This is a genomic window from Streptomyces diastaticus subsp. diastaticus, from assembly GCF_011170125.1.
GTDB classification, from domain to species: Bacteria; Actinomycetota; Actinomycetes; order Streptomycetales; family Streptomycetaceae; genus Streptomyces; species Streptomyces diastaticus.
The window spans coordinates 1,478,807-1,494,536 of the sequence record NZ_BLLN01000003.1; the positions used below are offsets into that span (position 1 = coordinate 1,478,807).

15 protein-coding genes are annotated in these 15,730 nt (G+C 74.8%); 10 read left to right on the forward strand and 5 right to left on the reverse strand.

What is annotated here, in order from left to right; all coding sequences use genetic code 11:
• Positions 1-144: 144 nt before the first annotated feature.
• The 8 genes from Sdia_RS15085 (at position 145) to Sdia_RS15125 (ending at position 10,301) form a co-directional block, all read left to right on the forward strand.
• Positions 145-1,605: an SDR family NAD(P)-dependent oxidoreductase gene (locus Sdia_RS15085; RefSeq protein WP_100455635.1), complete on the forward strand. Its 1,461-nt coding sequence runs from the start codon at positions 145-147 to the stop codon at positions 1,603-1,605.
• Between the two features lie 362 nt (positions 1,606-1,967).
• Complete coding sequence (locus Sdia_RS15090; protein ID WP_164495085.1) at positions 1,968-2,141, forward strand: hypothetical protein; 174 nt, start codon at positions 1,968-1,970, stop codon at positions 2,139-2,141.
• A 1,059-nt stretch (positions 2,142-3,200) separates the two neighbouring features.
• Positions 3,201-5,312, forward strand: a complete 2,112-nt coding sequence (locus Sdia_RS15100; protein WP_100455636.1) for a SpoIIE family protein phosphatase — start codon at positions 3,201-3,203, stop codon at positions 5,310-5,312.
• Between the two features lie 14 nt (positions 5,313-5,326).
• Entirely contained in the window at positions 5,327-6,187 is an 861-nt protein-coding gene (locus Sdia_RS15105; RefSeq protein ID WP_100455637.1) for an Fpg/Nei family DNA glycosylase, read from the forward strand.
• Positions 6,188-6,272: 85 nt separating this feature from the next.
• Complete coding sequence (locus Sdia_RS15110; protein ID WP_100455638.1) at positions 6,273-7,037, forward strand: LytR/AlgR family response regulator transcription factor; 765 nt, start codon at positions 6,273-6,275, stop codon at positions 7,035-7,037.
• A gap of 92 nt (positions 7,038-7,129) precedes the next feature.
• Entirely contained in the window at positions 7,130-7,501 is a 372-nt protein-coding gene (locus Sdia_RS15115) for a hypothetical protein (protein ID WP_164495086.1), read from the forward strand.
• On the forward strand, positions 7,498-9,075 hold the full coding sequence (locus Sdia_RS15120) for a sodium/solute symporter (RefSeq protein WP_100455640.1): 1,578 nt from the start codon (positions 7,498-7,500) through the stop codon (positions 9,073-9,075). Before Sdia_RS15115 ends, Sdia_RS15120 begins: the two co-directional genes overlap by 4 nt.
• The gene (locus Sdia_RS15125; RefSeq protein WP_100455641.1) at positions 9,072-10,301 is read left to right on the forward strand and encodes a sensor histidine kinase; all 1,230 of its coding nucleotides are present in this window, start codon (positions 9,072-9,074) and stop codon (positions 10,299-10,301) included. Before Sdia_RS15120 ends, Sdia_RS15125 begins: the two co-directional genes overlap by 4 nt.
• A 172-nt stretch (positions 10,302-10,473) precedes the next feature.
• On the opposite strand, the gene Sdia_RS15130 is transcribed toward Sdia_RS15125, so the two are convergent.
• The 3 genes from Sdia_RS15130 to Sdia_RS15140 all read right to left on the reverse strand — a co-directional run bounded on the left by Sdia_RS15130 (position 10,474) and on the right by Sdia_RS15140 (position 12,336).
• Positions 10,474-10,977, reverse strand: coding sequence for a hypothetical protein (locus Sdia_RS15130; protein ID WP_100455642.1), 504 nt, complete (start codon positions 10,975-10,977; stop codon positions 10,474-10,476).
• 134 nt (positions 10,978-11,111) lie between these two features.
• Complete coding sequence (locus Sdia_RS15135; RefSeq protein ID WP_308435925.1) at positions 11,112-11,666, reverse strand: sigma-70 family RNA polymerase sigma factor; 555 nt, start codon at positions 11,664-11,666, stop codon at positions 11,112-11,114.
• 208 nt (positions 11,667-11,874) lie between these two features.
• Entirely contained in the window at positions 11,875-12,336 is a 462-nt protein-coding gene (locus Sdia_RS15140) for a universal stress protein (protein ID WP_100455644.1), read from the reverse strand.
• Positions 12,337-12,435: 99 nt separating this feature from the next.
• On the opposite strand from Sdia_RS15140, the gene Sdia_RS15145 reads away from it, so the two are divergent.
• Positions 12,436-13,287, forward strand: a complete 852-nt coding sequence (locus Sdia_RS15145; RefSeq protein WP_100455645.1) for a polysaccharide deacetylase family protein — start codon at positions 12,436-12,438, stop codon at positions 13,285-13,287.
• 204 nt (positions 13,288-13,491) lie between these two features.
• Here Sdia_RS15145 and Sdia_RS30140 read toward each other — a convergent pair whose 3' ends face one another.
• Positions 13,492-13,878, reverse strand: coding sequence for a class F sortase (locus tag Sdia_RS30140; RefSeq protein ID WP_229831410.1), 387 nt, complete (start codon positions 13,876-13,878; stop codon positions 13,492-13,494).
• Between the two features lie 559 nt (positions 13,879-14,437).
• Here Sdia_RS30140 and Sdia_RS15155 point away from each other — a divergent pair.
• Positions 14,438-14,944, forward strand: a complete 507-nt coding sequence (locus tag Sdia_RS15155; protein WP_115068357.1) for a hypothetical protein — start codon at positions 14,438-14,440, stop codon at positions 14,942-14,944.
• 15 nt (positions 14,945-14,959) lie between these two features.
• Here the strand turns inward: Sdia_RS15155 and Sdia_RS15160 are convergent, their stop codons facing one another.
• A complete protein-coding gene (locus Sdia_RS15160; RefSeq protein ID WP_100455647.1) occupies positions 14,960-15,724 on the reverse strand; it encodes a bestrophin-like domain in 765 nt (254 codons plus the stop codon).
• Positions 15,725-15,730: the final 6 nt, after the last annotated feature.

Below are 15,730 nucleotides of genomic sequence, written 5' to 3' on the forward strand. Positions count from 1 at the left end.
TTGCCGCGCCCGGAACCCGGCCCGCTCCCGCGGCATGGCAAAATTGGCGGGGCCGCCGGTACCGGCGTGCCCCCGCCCCGCGAGAAGCGCGCCCCGGCCGGCACCGCCCCGGGGACCCCGCGGACGAACACACGAGGAACAACGATGACGGTGGCACCCGAGGGCCAGGAATTCGGCCCCGGCATCGACCCCGAACGTCTGGCCGTCTGCCTGTCGGTCCTGGACGAGCTGGACGGCCTGGAGATCGACCACCCCGACGCGATCACCGTGCGCCGCGCCACGGCCGGGATCTACCGGACGGTCAAGCAGCGCCGCCGCCAGGAGCGCAGGGCCGCCAAGACCGCCCACGACCGGGCGGTGACCGAGGCGACCGCGACCGGTTCGGCCGAGCGCATCGACGACGAGACGCAGGGGCTGCTGCCCACCGCCTCCGCCGAGGGCACCATCGCCGGCGTGCTCCAGCGCCCCCGTTCCTGCTACATCTGCAAGACCCGCTACGTCGAGGTCGACGTCTTCTACCACCAGCTCTGCCAGAGCTGCGCCCACGAGAACCGCGAGCGGCGCGACGCCCGCACGGACCTCACCGGAAAGCGGGCGCTGCTCACCGGTGGCCGGGCGAAGATCGGCATGTACATCGCGCTGCGCCTGCTGCGCGACGGCGCCCACACCACCATCACCACGCGCTTCCCCAACGACGCCATCCGCCGGTTCAAGGCGATGCCCGACAGCGACGAGTGGATCCACCGGCTCAAGGTCGTCGGCATCGACCTGCGCGATCCGGCCCAGGTGGTCGCCCTCAGCGACTCGCTGGCCGCCGAGGGCCGTCTCGACATCCTCATCAACAACGCCGCGCAGACCGTGCGCCGCTCCCCGCAGGCCTACAGCGAGCTGCTCGGGGCCGAGTCCGCGCCGCTGCCCGCGGGGGAGCTGCCCGCCTCGGAGGTCATCGGCGGTTTCGGGTCCGGCGCGGTCGCCGCTCTCCCCGGCCCGCGCCACGGCAGCCTGAGCGCCCAGGACGTCACCGAACTCGCCCTCGTCACCGGCTCGGCGACCCCGGCCCGGATCGCCGCGGGGACGGCCATCGACGCCGGGGGGCTCGTCCCCGACCTGCACGACTCCAACAGCTGGGTGCAGACCGTCGACGAGGTCGACGCGGTCGAACTGCTGGAGGTGCAGCTCTGCAACTCCACGGCGCCGTTCATCCTCATCAGCCGGCTCCGCCCGGTGATGGCCGCCGCGGCCGAGCGGGCGGGGCGGGCGTACGTCGTCAACGTCTCCGCCATGGAGGGCGTCTTCGGCCGGGGCTACAAGGGCGCCGGCCACCCGCACACGAACATGGCCAAGGCCGCGCTGAACATGCTGACCCGCACCAGCGCCCAGGAGATGTTCGACAAGGACCGCATCCTGATGACGGCCGTCGACACCGGCTGGATCACCGACGAACGCCCGCACCCGGACAAGATGCGGCTCGCCGAGGAGGGCTTCCACGCCCCGCTCGACCTCGTCGACGGCGCCGCCCGCGTCTACGACCCGGTGGTCCGTGGCGAGGCCGGCGAGGACCTGTACGGGGTCTTCCTCAAGGACTACGCCGCCGGGCAGTGGTGAGCACCTGACACCGCCTTCCGCCTCGCGGGCGCCCGGTCCGTCCCTCCTGCGGAGGGACGGACCGGGCCGCTTGGGTGGATCATGGCCGAATAAGGGGGTTCGTCCCGACAACCCGTCCGGCATTTGAGCGCTATCGAGCGCGGCGCCGCTCATTTGGTTAATCTGGACGACGGACAGCCCCTCCGGGTTCCACCTCACCCACGGCGCGTCCCGGGATCCACCGGTCACCCGGTGGTCCTCCCGCACGATTCCCGGCGCCACCGCGCCCGAACGGCCTCGAACAGCAGGACCCATTCGGCGGGTGCCCGGTACACGGCGGGACGCCCGGCACCCGACGGGTAACCGATACGAAGGAGTGCGCGGTGACACCAGACCAGACGATCCAGGACGAACCTCCCCTGTCCCGGCCAGAACGCCGGGCCAAGGCCACCCAGAACCCCGGCTGCCTCGAAGTCTGGTCGCGGTCGGCACCGATCCGGCTGGCGGGTTACGAGGACGACCTCGCCGAACCGCACATCCTGCCCAGCGTCGACTGACGCCCCGGGCGGACCGGCCCGGCCCCCCCCCCGCAGGTGCGGGCCGCTCTGACGCCCCGGCCTCCTGGCCCCGTGGCGGCGTACGGCGCCTCCGCCGGGCCGAGGCCGGGCACCAGCCCTCCCGGACGAGGAGTCCCCGGGGCGGCCCCGTCGCGGGCGTCCGGCCACCCCCAGGACGCACCGCGGTTGCCGGCGCGCTTCCGGCGAGCCGGCCACCGCGGGACACCGCGCAGGGCTCGCGGACGCCGCGCGGGGCTTCGGAGGCGCCCTTGGGGCTGTCCGGCGGATCTTCGTGGGCCCGCGACGCCCGGCACCCACTCTCGGCGCACGCCCGAATCGCCCGAGTGCGTCCAGTGCGAGGGAGGTCCGGGCGCGCGTCGAGAGCACGCAGCAGGCGCCGCAGGCTGTGCCACGAAGGTCCGCCGGACGGGCCCTGGCAGTGCGGCCCCCCCGGTGCCCAGCGCCCAGGGGGCCGTTTCCGGACTTTCCGGGCCGGCTTTCCCGTAGTGCCGGGCAGCGGCCCGCTCGCCGGGGACCGCGCTCCAGCAGTGTGGGGCCGACCTGTTCGCGGACCAGCGTCCGGTGCCACCAGTCGCCGGCCGCCCGCCGCTCCTCCCTGGTCGTGAAGCGGTACCGGTACAGCCGCACCCGCACGTGGAACGGCGGTGCGTCCGGGGAGGGGACCGTGCCGCCGGCAGGGCGCAGCCCGTCCAGGCGCAGCAGGCGAAGGGGCCGTCGGAGCGGGGGTGGCAGCAGCAGGCCGGGCGTGGTCCGCCACCGGGTCCACCGGGTCTTCTCGGGGGCCGGGGTCATGCCCCGGCTGCCGTTCGGCGCGCGGAAGCTCAGGGCGGTGGTGAGAAGGGCGACCAGGTGGAGCAGTGCCACCAGTCGCTGGAAGACCGGCCGGCTCAGCCGGCACTCGGGTGCCGCGAACCATTCCAGCCGGCCTCTCCCCTGCGGAGGCGGGCTCATCCTCACCCCCGCCGTGCCTGCCCGCACGCCTCGCCCCCGGAGCGGTGAAATGTCGACCTATCGACGCGGGGGTGGGAAAGTGAGGACATGGCTGACCGGGGCGCGAACGAGCATTCCCTCCCGGACGACTGGCCGGCGGACCCGGACCCGATCCTGGCCCTGAACCGCATCGGCAGCTTCGACTGGGACCTGGCCAGCGGCCTGATGGCGATGGACGGCCAGGCGCTGGCCGTGTTCGACATGCGCCCCGACGAGTACGACGACAACCCCGAGACCCTGTCCCCGCGGATCCCGCGGGAGGAGGGGCGGCGCCTGGACGAGATCGTCGCCGAGGCCCTCAAGGAGGGTGCGGAGAACTACGGTGCGTACTTCCGGATGCGGCTGCGTGACGGCGCGCTGCGCTGGACCCACACCCAGGGCTACATCCGCCGGGACGAGGAGGGCCGCCCGGTGCGCATCGTCGGGCTGATCCGCGACGCCACCCAGGAACTCAACGACACCACCGCCCGCAGCCGCCGTATCGACCGGCGCCGCCGCGAGGCGGGCATCGTCCAGTCCACCACCGACGCCCTGGCCGGCGCCCGCACGCTCGGCGACGTGGTCGAAGTCCTCCAGGACCCGCTCGCCCTGGAGCGCCTGGGCGCCGTCGGCATCGCCCTGGGCCTGCTCGAGGGCGGCCGTGTCCGGCTGCGGGCGGCCGGCCCGGCCCTCCGCTTCGTCTCCGAGGCCGTGCCGATCCGGCTGGACGAGCCGTTCCCGATCACCGAGGCGATCCGCACACTCACCCCCCGCTTCATCGAGAGCCGTGCCGAGTTCGACCGCCGCTACCCGGACATCACCGGGCACCTGTGGCGCAGCGGCATCCGTTCCGCCGCCTACCTGCCGCTCATCGCGCAGGGCCGCGCCGTCGGCGCCCTCGCCGTGCTGTACGGCGACGACACCCGGTTCGGGGAACGCGCCCGCACCCTCCTCATCGGCCTCGGCAGCGCCATCGCGCAGAGCGTCCAGCGCGCCCTCTTCTACGAGCAGGAGAAGGACCTCGCCGAGGGGCTCCAGCAGGCCATGCTCCCGCGCACCATCCCGGCGGTTCCCGGCGCGCAGATCGCCGTACGCTACCGCTCGGCCCGCGCCGGCCGGGACGTGGGCGGCGACTGGTACGACGTCATCCCGCTGCCCGGCGGCCACACCGGCCTGGTCATCGGTGACGTCCAGGGCCACGACACGCACGCCGCCGCGGTGATGGGGCAGCTGCGCATCGTGCTGCGCGCGTACGCGGCCGAGGGGCACCCGCCCGCCACCGTGATGGCCCGGGCCTCCGCCTTCCTCCGCGAACTGGACACCGACCGGTTCGTCACCTGCCTGTACGCCGACGCCGACCTCACCACCGGGGTCCTCCAGGTGGTCCGAGCGGGCCACCTCGACCCGCTCGTCCGCGCCGCCGACGGCACCTGCACCCGCGTCCCGGTGCCCGGCGGTATGCCCCTGGGCCTCTCCGCCGAGTTCGGTGAGGCCCAGTACCCGGTCGCCACCGTCGAACTCGACCCCGGGAACACCCTCATCCTCTGCACCGACGGCCTGGTCGAACGTCCCGGCGACGACCTGGACGACGGCTTCCGGGCCCTGGCCCGGCTGGTCCGCGAGGGGCCGGCCGAACCCGACGCCCTCGCCGACGTGCTCTGCGCCGACGTCGACCGGCGCGACGGCCAGGACGACGTCGCGATCCTGCTGATGCGCCGGCGCGCCGGCGCCACCCCGGCAGCCGGCGGGCGGCTGCGCCAGCATGTCGCACCGGAGGACCCGGAGGCGCTCGCCGGGGCCCGCCATCTCATCCGCGCCGCCGTCCGCTCGTGGGGCTCCGGCGAACGCGCCGACGAGATCGAACTCGCCGCCGACGAGATGATCACGAACGCGCTGATGCACACCGAGGGCTCCGCCGTCGTCACCCTGCGCGTCCTGACCGGCACCGACCGGCGGCTGCGGGTCGAGGTCGAGGACACCTCGAGCGCCCTGCCGCGGCGCCGGGAGGCAGCTGAGGACGGTGTGTCCGGCCGGGGCCTGCTCCTCGTCGACCGACTGGCCGACGGCTGGGGCGTCGAGGCGCGCGGCACCGGCAAGTCCGTGTGGTGCGAGTTCGTCGTCCCGCCCGGTCCGGCCACAGCCGGCCGCGGCCCGTACGAGGAGCGCCCCGGCGGCGGCTGAGGCAGGCTGGACCCATGCCGGAGCTGCCCGAAGTCGAAGCCCTGCGGGATTTCCTCTCCGTCCACGCCCTCGGCCGGAGGGTGGAACGGATCCTGCCGGTCGCCTTCCACGTCCTGAAGACCTACGACCCGCCCGCCACCGACCTGGCCGGGCATCAGGTCACCGCGGTCGACCGGTACGGCAAGTTCCTCGACCTGACCGCGGGCCCCCTCCACCTCGTGACCCACCTCGCGCGGGCCGGCTGGCTGAAGTGGCGGGACCCGGTGCCCGCGGCCCCGCCCCGGCCCGGCAAGGGCCCGCTGGCCCTGCGCGTGGTCCTGGACGACGGCTCCGGCTTCGACCTCACCGAGGCCGGCACGCAGAAACGCCTCGCCGTGTACGTCGTCCGCGATCCCGCCGAGGTCCCGGGCATCGCCCGGCTCGGCCCCGACCCGCTCGCCGCTGACTTCGACCGCGACCGGCTCGCCGCCCTCCTCGCCTCCGAGCGCCGCCTGCTCAAGGGGGCCCTGCGCGACCAGAGCCTGATCGCGGGCGTCGGCAACGCCTACAGCGACGAGATCCTGCACGCCGCCCGGCTCTCCCCGTTCAAGAACGCCGGACGCCTCACCGACGAGGAGGTCACCGTCCTGCACGAGGCGCTGCGCACCACCCTCACCGAAGCCGTCGAGCGCGGCCGGGGCGTCGCCGCGGGCCACCTCAAGAAGGAGAAGAAGACCAACCTGCGGGTCCACGGAAAGGACGGCGAACCCTGCCCCGTCTGCGGCGACACCATCCGCTCGGTCAACTTCGCCGATTCCTCCCTCCAGTACTGCCCCACCTGCCAGACCGGCGGCAAGATCCTCGCCGACCGCCGCCTGAGCCGCCTGCTGAAGTGAGCCGGGCCCGGCCGGGCGCCGCCAGGACCCAGCCAGGGCCCGGACGGATTGGCCGGAACGCGACCAGCCCCTAGACTCCACCGGCATGCTGCGCGTACTGGCTGTGGACGACGAGGAACCGGCACTGGCCGAACTGCTCTACCTGCTGCGCGCCGACCCCCGGGTGGGCGCCGCGGAAGGCGCCACCGACGCCACCGAGGCGCTGCGGCGCATCACCAGGGCCGTGGAGGCGGGCCCGGACGGCGACGAGGCCATCGACGTGCTCTTCCTCGACATCCAGATGGCGGGGCTCACCGGGCTCGACGTGGCCCGGCTGCTGGCCGGATTCGCCCGCCCGCCGCTCATCGTCTTCGTCACCGCCCACGAGGGCTTCGCCGTGCACGCCTTCGACCTCAAGGCCGTCGACTACGTCCTCAAGCCGGTCCGCCGCGAACGCCTCTCCGAGGCCGTCCGCCGCGTCGCCGAACAGGCCGAGGCGCTCGGACACCGCAGGGCGGCACCACCCGCGACCACCACCCCGGACACCATCCCGGTGGAACTCGGCGGCGTCACCCGGCTCGTCGCCGTCCAGGACATCGCCTACGCCGAGGCCCAGGGCGACTACGCCCGCCTGCACACCCAGGACGCCAGCCACCTGGTCCGCATTCCGCTGACCACCCTGGAGGAGCGCTGGCAGCAGCACGGCTTCGTCCGCGTCCACCGCCGTCACCTCGTCGCCCTGCACCGCATCGACGAACTGCGGCTCGACGGCGGCTCGATGAGCGTCCGCGTCGGTGACGCCGAACTCGCCGTCTCCCGCCGGCACGCGAGCCGGCTGCGCGAACTGCTCCTCAGGCGCTCCGCGAGCTGACCCGTGACCAGGCCGTTCGCCGCCTAACCGGCCCACCGGAGAGACCGGCGCACCCCTTCAACCCGCTCCGGTGAGCGGTTAGACTCCCCGCCGTGTCCGCAGAGCCAGCGCCGCGCCGCGAGACCGTGACCGGCGAGCACCGGCGCGTGCACCGGCCCCAGCGCCCCCTCACCCGCTGGGAGATCGACGAACAGACCACCCTCGGCGCCGCCTACGTCCGCTCGCTCATGCGCGGACAACTGCGCACGGGGCTGGCCGCCTTCGCCGTCCTGGCCCTGCTGCTGGCCACCCTGCCGCTCTTCTTCGGCGCCCTCGGCAGCGCCACCGTCGTCTGGGCCGCCCTCGGCTTCGCCGCGTACCCCGTCCTCGTCGTGATCGCCTGGTGGTACGTCCGCCGCGCCGAACGCAACGAGAGCGACTTCGCCCGCCTCGTCGAGGGCGCAGAGCATCGCGGTGGCCCGTGAACCCGGCCTACGCCATACCCGCCGTCGCCGTCGTCGTCCTCGCCACCGTGCTGATCGGCGGCTTCGGCCTGCGCCTGTCCCGCACCACCTCCGACTTCTACGTCGCCTCCCGCAGCGTCGGCCCGGGCCTCAACGCCGCCGCCATCAGCGGCGAGTACCTCTCCGCCGCCTCCTTCCTCGGCGTCGCCGGACTGCTCCTCGTGCACGGCCCGGACATGCTCTGGTACCCGGTCGGCTACACCGCCGGCTACCTCGTCCTGCTGGTCTTCGTCGCCGCCCCGCTGCGCCGCTCCGGCGCCTACACGCTCCCCGACTTCGCCGAGGGCCGCCTGGAGTCACGCCAGGTGCGGATGCTGGTCTCGATCTTCGTGGTCGGCGCGGGCTGGCTCTACCTCGTCCCGCAACTCCAGGGCGCGGGGCTGACCCTCTCCCTGCTGACCGGTGCCCCCCGCTGGCTCGGCGGCGCCGTCGTGGCGGCCGTGGTCATCCTCGCCGTCGCCGCGGGCGGGATGCGCTCCATCACCTTCGTCCAGGCCTTCCAGTACTGGCTCAAACTCACCGCGCTGCTGGTCCCCGCCTTCTTCCTGCTGATCGCCTGGCACCGCGACGGTGGCGCCGCCCCCTCCTTCCCCGACCTCCCCGCCGCCCTGCTCGGCGGTGCCGGGGCCGACCAGCCGCTCGCGACCAGCCGCGCCGCCCACCCGCTCTACGCCACCTACGGACTGATCGTCGCCACCGTGCTCGGCACCATGGGCCTGCCGCACGTCGTCGTCCGCTTCTACACCAGCCCGCACGGCCGCGCCGCCCGCCGCACCACGCTCATGGTCCTCACCATGGTCGGCTTCTTCTACCTGCTGCCGCCCGTCTACGGCTGGCTCGGCCGCCTCTACGCCCCGGCCCTCAGCCAGGCCCACGACGCCGACGCCACCGTGCTGCTGCTCCCCGGCCTCATGGTCGGCGGTGTCGGCGGCGACCTCCTCGGCGCGCTGGTCGCCGGAGGCGCCTTCGCCGCCTTCCTCTCCACCGCCTCGGGCCTGACCATGGCCGTCGCCGGGGTCCTCACCCAGGACGTGCTGCCCTCCCGCGGTGTGCGCCACTTCCGGTTCGCCACCGTCCTCGCCATGGCGGTGCCGTTCGCCGGGACCATGCTGGTCAGCGGCGTACCCGTGGCGGACGCCGTCGGCATGGCGTTCGCCGTCTCGGCCTCCGCCTTCTGCCCTCTGCTCGTCCTCGGCATCTGGTGGCGCCGTCTCACCCCGCCCGGCGCCGCCGCCGGTCTGCTCCTCGGCGGCGGCGCGTCCCTGCTCGCCGTCGGCCTCACCGTCGCGGGCGTCGTCCGCTCCGGCTGGCTGCACACCCTGCTGGCCTGGCCCGCCGTCTGGTCGGTCCCGGTGGGCTTCCTCGCCATGGTCCTGGTCTCCCTCGCCACCCCCGGCAGCGTGCCCCCGCACACCAGCGCCACCATGACCCGCCTCCACCTCCCCGAGGCCCTCACCGTGCGCCGCCCGCCTCCGCCCGACGCCCCCGGCACACCGCCCGCGCGTCGCTCCCGCGTCACCGGAGGCGGCCGATGAGCTCCACCGCCGTCCTGCTCGCACTCTGCCCGCTGCTGCTCGCCGGAGGCTTCCTGGCCGGCCGCCGCACCGCCCACCCGGACGGCCGCAGCGACCTCGGCACCCCCGTCGAACGCGCCACCTTCGAGACCCTGCACACCGCCTCCCTCGCCGCCCCGCCGCTGCGGGCCGGACTCACCGAGGACAGCGCCCGCAAGGCGGCCCGCAGACTGCGTTCCCTGCTGGGCACCGATGCCCTGTGCCTGACCAACCGGTCCGCCGTGCTCACCTGGCACGGCACCGGCGAACACCACGCCAAGCAGGTCCTCGACCGGCTCGCCGACGTGCTCGACGCGGGCCGCAGCGCCGCCTTCGACTGCGGCTGCCGTGCCGACGACTGCCCGCTGCGCTGGGCCGTCGCCGCCCCGATCGTCGTCGACCACCGGGTCCTGGGCGCCCTCGTGGCCTACGCGCCCCGTGAGTCGGCCGTACTGGCCCGCGCCACCGACGAGGTGGCCCGCTGGGTCTCGGTCCAGCTGGAACTGGCCGAGCTGGACCGTTCCCGCACCCGGCTCATCGAGGCCGAGATCAAGGCGTTGCGGGCGCAGATATCCCCGCACTTCATCTTCAACTCGCTGGCCGCCATCGCCTCGTTCGTCCGCACCGACCCGACCCGCGCCCGTGAACTCCTGCTGGAGTTCGCCGACTTCACCCGCTACTCGTTCCGCCGCCACGGAGAGTTCACCACCCTCGCCGACGAACTCCACTCCATCGACCAGTACCTCGCCCTGGTCCGTGCCCGCTTCGGCGACCGGCTCTCCGTCACCCTCCAGATCGCCCCCGAGGTACTCGCCGTCACCCTGCCCTTCCTCTGCCTCCAGCCGCTGGTGGAGAACGCCGTCAAACACGGCCTGGAGGGCGCGGTCACCCGCAGCCGCATCACCATCAGCGCCCAGGACGCCGGGGCGGAGGCGGAGGTCGTCATCGAGGACGACGGCGTCGGTATGGACCCCGGCCGCCTCCGCGCGCTCCTGCGCGGCGAGGGCGGGCCGTCGGCCGGCGTGGGCCTGCTCAACGTCGACGAACGCCTGCGTACCGTCTTCGGTGACGCCTACGGCCTGGTCATCGAGACGGCCCGAGGGGCCGGCACCCGCATCACGGTCCGCATCCCGAAGTTCCGCGCGGGGGTGCACTCGTCGCCCCCGGAAGCGGGGGACCAAGGGGTGCCTTTCGGGTCATCCGGCTGACGGGGGCGCGGTACGGAACCCGGCCGGGCAGCCGGTGGCCGGGCCGCGCCCCTGCCCGGACCGACACCGCTCGGCCGCCTGCTGGGGCCGGGCGGCCACACCACCGCTTCGCCCGGGGGCACCGTGGTGCCGAGCGCCGGCACGCCGCCCCCGGCGGCGGTGTGCCGGCCGCTCAGAACAGATGGATGGCCAGGTGCCCCAGCGGCAGTCCCAGGCGCCAGGCCGGTGTCCACACCGGGGGCCGCTCCTTGTCGGGCAGAGCCGCGGCGCCGGGCACCGCGTCCAGGTCGGGGGCGAGGAGTTCGGTCTCCTCCAGCCACCGCCAGGCGGCCCGCGCGAGGCGCAGATCCGGGTCCTCGGGACCACGCGCACGGCGCTCGGCCAGCCGCTCGGCGACCCATTCCTGCCAGCACTGGTCGTACGCGGTGAGGGCGAGCCAGGTCTCCAGCTCGGTGACGACGCGGATGCCCGAGAGGGCGTCCTCCGTGTCGGCGAGGAAGACGGTGAGGGCCAGCGCCTCCCGTCCGGCCCGGAACTCGAAGGTGGTCGGCGGCATCAGGTCCCCCGTGCGCAGCACTTCCTCCGCGATGTACTCCGCGTAGAACCACGCCATCGGTACCGCCGTGCCGCCGGTGCCCCCGCTCCCGTCCGTGCCGGTCCCGCTCTCGTACCGCATGCCGTCCCGCCTTCCTCCGGTCCGCGTCCCCGCCACCCGGGCCGGGTGACCCGCGAGGGCGGACAGGGACAGCCGATTACCGCGAGGGGGCACCCGGCAAGGCGCTTTGCCGAGCCTTGACCGAGCGTACGGTTTCAGCGCAGGTCGGTGGCGTATCCCGGCAAAACCCTGCGCAGAGCCCGCAGCGCGTAGTAGGCGCGGGACTTGACGGTGCCCACGGGGATGCCGAGCACCGCCGCGGCCTCGGCGACGCTGGCGCCGCGGAAGTACACCTGGTGCAGGACGGCCCGGTGTTCGGGGCTGAGGGTGCGGACGGCCTGGCGGACGTCCAGCGTGGCGGCCGAGCGATCCGCGTGGTCGGCCGCCACCCGGGAGTGCTCCAGCACGGCGTCGCCCACCTCGGCGGGGCGGGCGCGGCGGGCCCGGCGGGCGTCGATGGCGAGGCGCCGGGCCACGGTGAACAGCCACGGCCGGATCGAGCCGTAGTCGGACCGCAGCGCCTCGGGGTGCTGCCAGACGCGGACGAAGGTCTCCTGGACGAGGTCCTCCGCGCGCTGGCGGTCGCCGTCGGTCAGGCGGAGGAGGTAGGCGAAGAGGGCTCCGCCGTGGTCGTGCTGGAGGGCCGCGAGCTCCCGCTCGTGGGTGCGCGCCGCCGGAGCCTCGACAGTGGTGTGGGTCACGGTGGTCATGGGCGTATGCCAACGCAGCGCGCCCGCCACCGACATACGCCGTGCACGGCTCTGCGGCGGGCGGTCGATGCTGTCGGTGAGTGGTGCGGCGAACGGGCGACCGGAACGCCCCCGCGCAGGGCGGCCGCCGGCGGGTGAACGTGGTGCGTCCGCGCCGGTCACCGCCGTGCCGCCGGGACCGGCGGTGTGCCGGGGCGGCGGGCCGGCGTCAGGGGACGACCGTCACCGGCCAGCGGCCGGCCTTCACCAGGCGGACCGCCACCGAACCGACGATGCGGTGCCCGGCCTGCTCGGAGGCGCCCACCACCACGGCGTCCGCCGTCAGCTCGTCCGCCGCCTGGACGAGACCGGAGTACGGGTCGCCGTGGTAGGTGTGGAATTCCCAGCGCACCTCGTAGAGGTCGCGCAGCCGTTCCGCCGAGGCGCGCACCTCGTGCATCAGGTCCTCGGCCAGGCCGTCCGGGGCGGCGGGGACCGGCATGCCCATCGCCGTTCCGGCGGTGACCACCGGCTGCACGTAGACGATGGCGAGCAGCGAGCGCTGGCGGCGCGCGAGACCGGCCGCGTAGGCCGCCGCCCGAAGGGAGGGCGCCGACCCGTCGAGGCCGGCGAGGATCACCTTCGGCCCGTCCGTGCCGCGTTCGAACGAGGACGACTGGTGGCTGCTCACAGCCCAGAGGATAGGCGCGGCGCGTCCCATCGGGTGCATGTACCCCGCCGCCCGGTGTGGGGGAGCGGCGGCGGGCCGCCCGCGTGCGAGTCATGAGATATGACGAACGACGCGCCCCTGGTCCCCCGAAGAGTCCTGCTGCGGACCGCCGCCGTGCTCGGCGCCGCCGTCACCACCCGCCTGCTCACCGCCGGCCCCGCGGCCGCGCCGGGCGGCCCGGCCCCGTCCGCCGGGCCGCCGTCCGCCGCGGGGCCGTCCGCCGCCACCCCCGTCCGCCCCGACCACCGCCTGCGTCCGCTCGCGGGCCACGCGGCCGCAGAAGGCCGCCGCCGCCTGCCGACCCCGGTCCGGACCCGGCCCGTGCTGCGGATGCCGGGGGCCGGCCATCCCATGGTGCTGACCTTCGACGACGGCCCCGACCCGCGCTACACGCCGCCCATCCTCGACCTGCTCCGCCGCCACCACGTACGGGCCACCTTCTTCGTCTGCGGGGAGATGGCCGAGCACCAGGGCGGACTGCTGCGGCGGATGGTCGACGAGGGCCACGTGATCGGCAACCACTCCTGGTCGCACCCGCTGCTCACCCGTGCCTCGACCGCCGTGGTCCGCGCCGAACTGGAGCGCACCAGCGAGGCCGTCGAGCGGGCCGTGGGGCAGCATCCGCAGTGGATGCGCGCTCCCTACGGCGCCTGGAACCGCCGGGTCTTCCGGCTCGGCGCCGAACTGGGCATGGACGCCTTCGCCTGGACGGTCGACTCGCTGGACTGGACGGAGCCCGGCACCCGCACCATCATCGACCGGGTGCTGAACGGAGCCGGCCCCGGCGTCATCGTGCTGGCCCACGACGCGGGCGGCGACCGCTCCCAGACGGTGACCGCGCTCCGCACCTACCTGCCCCGGCTGCTCGCCGACGGTCACCGCTTCACCGTGCCGGTGCGCGGCGAGGTCTGACACCGCGTCCCGGCCCGCCCCGGTCCACGGAGCCCCGAGGCGGCCGGAGCCGACCACGTCGGCCTCGTACCGGGCCGGCCGGTGGTGGCGGCCGCCGCCGCGGCTGACCGGGCGGGACCGGAGGGGCCGGTGTCCGGGTGCACCCGGCCGGCCGGGCAGCCGTCCGCGGGCACCGCGTCAACAACGCAGCGGGTCAATACACCCCTAGCCGGCGAAGACGGCGGCCCGCCCGTCCGCGGGGGCCGCCGCCGTCCGCCCGCCCTTCTCCCCTGCCGCCGGGCCGGCGGAGCCGGCCGGCCCGTCGTCTCCGTGCGCGCGCCCGACCAGCGCGGACGTGCCGTTCCCGCCCAGGGCGGGGGAGCCGGTGCACCACGCTGCCGGAGAGGAGGGCAAGGCAGCCGGTGCCGCGGGGCCGGCGGGGGAGCGGGCGGCGGTGGCCGCGGCCGGGGCGGGCCGCGGGGGCGGACTGCCGGACTCGCCGGAGCCGTTGCGGACCAGCGCCAGGCCGGTCAGCAGCAACAGCGCCAGCACCCCCCAGGGCGCGGGCCACGACGGCGGCCCGATGCGGTCGAAGGGCCGGGGTTCGGGCATGGCGGCTTCCCCTCTCGACGCGGCCGGACGGGCACGGGCGCCACGGTAGGCGCGGGGCGCGGAGGCGGCGACAGAGCGAGGGCGAACGGGTGGTGGTACGTCACCCGCCCGGCAGCCGGGGCCGGGTGGAGCGGTGCCGGACGCCACCGCGCACCGGTGGTCCGGCGACGACGGGCCCGGACGGCTCCCGGCCAGGACGCGGTACGGGTCCTGACGGGCGTGCACCGCATCGGCGAAGGCGGGGCCGGCTTCCCTGACGGCGGCTCACGCGTCATCACCGTCACCCGCTGACGCACCGCCACCTCGTGTCCCGGGGCACCGGCATCCGGGGGTCCTCCGGCCGGGCGCGTCCGTCCGGGTCGTCGCGCCGGCCCCGGGCACACCGCCGTGAGCTGCGACGACCGTGCCGGACCGGGGCCCCGGCCGGTGTGTCGGCCACCGGGACGCGCGGGCGCCGACGTGCGGGTGCCCGCACGCGGTCCGAAGGTCTTCGACGGGAGGCGCTGCCCGCCGACCGACCGGGGGGCCGCCCCCGGGGTGTCTCCCGTGGAGGTCCCTGATGCCTGCTCCCCGTGCCCGCACGGTCGCCGCCGCGTGCGTCCTGCTGGCGCTGGCGGCCCCGTCGGCCACGGCCGACGGCGGCACCGGCAACATCGTCGTCGCCCCGAAGGTCACCACCCGGGAGGAGCCGCTGACGGTCACCGTCCACGCGGCCTCCTGCCGTACCGGGTCGGCCTCCTCCCCGGCCTTCGGTGAGACACGGCTGACCCCGCGGACGGACGGCGCCGGGGGCCACGCCAGGCCGGCCGTCGGCCGCGACGTGCCACCCGGGAGTTACGACATCACCGTGACCTGCGACGACGGCCGGTCCGTCACCCGTACCGCGGCCTTCACCGTCGTCAACGGCGTGGCCCGTGGCGACCACGGCCCCGCGCCGTCGGACGGCGCGTCCACCGCCGACCTGGTCATCGGCGGTCTCATGGTGGCGTCCGCCCTGGCCGGCGGCGGGGTGCTCTGGCTGCGCGGTGAGCGGAGAGAGGGCCGGGAGGAACGGCGCTCGGCGTGAGCGGCGGCCGCCGCCCTACCGTGCGAGGTGCGGGAACAACTCCAGGAACGGCTCGGCGCTGGTCGCCACGCCCCGGCTGTAGGGCGCGTCGAAGTCCCAGATGAGGAAGAGCAGGAAGGCGATCAGGGCGGAGAAGAGTCCGGCGAGGATCATCTCCCGCGCCGTCCGCCGGATCTGCAGCGCGAAGATCATGCCGAGGGTCACCAGCCCGCCGGTGATCAGCCCGAACCAGACCACGGCCGGCATCGTCGCCTCCGTGCTGTCGGCACGCGCGCCGCGCGCCTGGTCCGCCGCCATCACCTGGTCCAGCAGCGGCTGGTACGCCTGTGCCTCGAACTCGTCGGCCGGCTCGTAGTCGGTGACCGCGTGACGCACCCGGTCGAGCAACTTGGTGCCCTTCCCGGTGAGTTCACCGTGGTCGGCCATCGTCTTCCACTCGGTGGTCGTGACATGGCCGACATAGGCGTCGACATCCGCCCGGACACGGTCCCGGACGTCCGCCGGATAGACGCGGACCCGCTCGGTGATCTCGTGCAGTGCCTGCGCCTCGGCGCGGACGTGGTCCTCCGCCGCGTTCCGCGCCTCCCAGACGCCGGCGATGGCCAGACCCAGCACGATCGCGTACACCACGCCGATCATCATCGTCATGTACTCGATGACGTCCGGGGTCTCGGTGGGGTCGTCGTCATCCCCGACGCGCCGGTGGCGCAGGGTGGTCACCAGCACCACGACAGCGCAGACCGCCGCCATCGCGAGAGTGAGAACAAGCCATTCCGACATGGGTTC

Excerpts from the sequence above, each read along its gene's own strand:
- Sdia_RS15085 (WP_100455635.1), top strand. The coding sequence starts at position 145 with ATGACGGTGGCACCCGAGGGCCAGGAATTCGGCCCCGGCATCGACCCC.
- Sdia_RS15100 (WP_100455636.1), top strand. The coding sequence starts at position 3,201 with ATGGCTGACCGGGGCGCGAACGAGCATTCCCTCCCGGACGACTGGCCG.
- Sdia_RS15105 (WP_100455637.1), top strand. The coding sequence starts at position 5,327 with ATGCCGGAGCTGCCCGAAGTCGAAGCCCTGCGGGATTTCCTCTCCGTC.
- Sdia_RS15110 (WP_100455638.1), top strand. The coding sequence starts at position 6,273 with ATGCTGCGCGTACTGGCTGTGGACGACGAGGAACCGGCACTGGCCGAA.
- Sdia_RS15125 (WP_100455641.1), top strand. The coding sequence starts at position 9,072 with ATGAGCTCCACCGCCGTCCTGCTCGCACTCTGCCCGCTGCTGCTCGCC.
- Sdia_RS15130 (WP_100455642.1), bottom strand. The coding sequence starts at position 10,977 with ATGCGGTACGAGAGCGGGACCGGCACGGACGGGAGCGGGGGCACCGGC.
- Sdia_RS15135 (WP_308435925.1), bottom strand. The coding sequence starts at position 11,666 with ATGACCACCGTGACCCACACCACTGTCGAGGCTCCGGCGGCGCGCACC.
- Sdia_RS15145 (WP_100455645.1), top strand. The coding sequence starts at position 12,436 with ATGACGAACGACGCGCCCCTGGTCCCCCGAAGAGTCCTGCTGCGGACC.
- Sdia_RS30140 (WP_229831410.1), bottom strand. The coding sequence starts at position 13,878 with ATGCCCGAACCCCGGCCCTTCGACCGCATCGGGCCGCCGTCGTGGCCC.
- Sdia_RS15155 (WP_115068357.1), top strand. The coding sequence starts at position 14,438 with ATGCCTGCTCCCCGTGCCCGCACGGTCGCCGCCGCGTGCGTCCTGCTG.
- Sdia_RS15160 (WP_100455647.1), bottom strand. The coding sequence starts at position 15,724 with ATGTCGGAATGGCTTGTTCTCACTCTCGCGATGGCGGCGGTCTGCGCT.